This window comes from Monashia sp. HAY1-2A, assembly GCF_056755315.1.
Genome location: NZ_JBNDHY010000287.1, coordinates 1 through 1745, shown reverse-complemented (window position 1 = coordinate 1745; position 1745 = coordinate 1). Strand labels below are relative to the sequence as shown.

Below are 1745 nucleotides of genomic sequence, written 5' to 3'. Positions count from 1 at the left end.
GCACCACGACACGGTCTCCATGCCGTACTCGAAGCTCAAGAAGAACATCGCCGAGATCCTCCAGACCGAGGGCTACATCGCCTCGTGGAAGATCGAGGAGGCCGAGGTCGGCCAGACGCTGACCATCGACCTCAAGTACGGCCCGAACCGCGAGCGCTCCATCGCCGGCGTGCGTCGCGTCTCGAAGCCGGGTCTGCGCGTCTACGCCAAGTCGACGAACCTGCCCAAGGTTCTCGGCGGCCTCGGCGTCGCGATCCTGTCGACCTCGAGCGGCCTCCTGACCGACAAGCAGGCACACGAGAAGGGCGTGGGTGGGGAAGTCCTCGCCTACGTCTGGTAAGGAGACGCTGACATGTCGCGAATCGGACGACTCCCCGTCTCCATCCCCTCGGGTGTGGACGTCAAGGTCGACGGCCAGGACGTCACGGTCAAGGGCCCCAAGGGCGAGCTCTCGCTGACCGTCGTCACCCCGATCACCGTCGAGGTCGCCGAGGGCAACCTCGAGGTCAAGCGCCCCGACGACGAGCGTGACTCCCGGGCCCGCCACGGCCTGACCCGCTCGCTCATCAACAACATGGTGCTCGGTGTCACCGAGGGCTACGAGAAGAAGATGGAGATCCACGGCACGGGCTACCGTGTCGCCGCGAAGGGCTCGGACCTCGAGTTCTCGCTCGGATACTCGCACCCGATCCTCATCCAGGCTCCCGCCGGCATCAGCTTCGCCGTCGAGAACCCGACCCGCTTCTCGGTGCAGGGCATCGACAAGCAGCTCGTCGGTGAGGTCGCGGCCAACATCCGCAAGCTGCGCAAGCCCGACCCGTACAAGGGCAAGGGCGTTCGCTACGCGGGCGAGCAGATCCGTCGCAAGGTTGGAAAGGCCGGTAAGTAAGCCATGGCAATGATCATCAAGCGCGGCAAGTCCAAGGCTGCCGCCCGCATCCGTCGCCAGGTGCGCGGTCGCAAGAAGATCGCCGGCACCGCGGCCCGTCCCCGCCTCGTCGTCTCGCGCTCGAGCCGTCACCTCTTCGTGCAGGTCGTCGACGACACGGTCGGCAAGACCGTCGCCTACGCCTCGACGATGGAGGCCGACCTGCGATCGTTCGACGGTGACAAGACGGCCAAGGCCAAGCGGGTCGGCGAGCTCGTCGCCGCCCGCGCCAAGGACGCCGGCGTCGACTCCGTCGTGTTCGACCGTGGGGGCAACAAGTACCACGGCCGCGTCGCGGCGATCGCCGAGGGCGCCCGCGAGGGAGGCCTGTCGCTGTGAGCAACTTCGTGAACGCAATTGTCGAGATGAGGAACATCTGATGCCCGGACAGCAGCGTCGAGGCACCGGCCCCGCCGGTGGCGGCGAGCGCGGCGAGCGCGGCGAGCGTCAGGACCGCCGCGGCGGCCGTGACAGCCGCGAGAGCCGCGAGCAGAACCAGTACGTCGAGCGCGTGGTGACCATCAACCGCGTCGCGAAGGTCGTCAAGGGTGGTCGTCGCTTCAGCTTCACGGCGCTCGTCGTCGTCGGTGACGGTGACGGCACCGTGGGCGTCGGCTACGGCAAGGCCAAGGAGGTCCCCGCCGCGATCGCCAAGGGCGTCGAGGAGGCCAAGAAGGGCTTCTTCAAGGTCCCGCGGATCCAGGGCACCATCCCGCACCCCGTCCAGGGCGAGGCCGCGGCCGGTGTCGTCATGCTCCGTCCGGCCGCCCCTGGTACCGGTGTCATCGCCGGTGGCCCGGTGCGTGCGGTCCTGGAG

The 1745-nt window shown here is 68.2% G+C and carries 4 protein-coding genes; all 4 read left to right on the top strand.

Features of this window, described 5'->3' with window-relative positions; genetic code table 11:
* On the top strand, positions 1-340 hold a 340-nt coding region (rpsH, locus tag ACPYOM_RS21850; RefSeq protein ID WP_481347567.1), incomplete at its 5' end, for a 30S ribosomal protein S8.
* A gap of 12 nt (positions 341-352) precedes the next feature.
* Positions 353-889, top strand: a complete 537-nt coding sequence (gene rplF / locus ACPYOM_RS21845) for a 50S ribosomal protein L6 (RefSeq protein WP_481343981.1) — start codon at positions 353-355, stop codon at positions 887-889.
* A 3-nt stretch (positions 890-892) separates the two neighbouring features.
* A complete protein-coding gene (gene rplR, locus ACPYOM_RS21840) occupies positions 893-1267 on the top strand; it encodes a 50S ribosomal protein L18 (protein ID WP_481343982.1) in 375 nt (124 codons plus the stop codon).
* 40 nt (positions 1268-1307) lie between these two features.
* Positions 1308-1745 (top strand): 30S ribosomal protein S5 (locus tag ACPYOM_RS21835; RefSeq protein WP_481343983.1); only part of this gene is annotated, 438 nt, incomplete at its 3' end.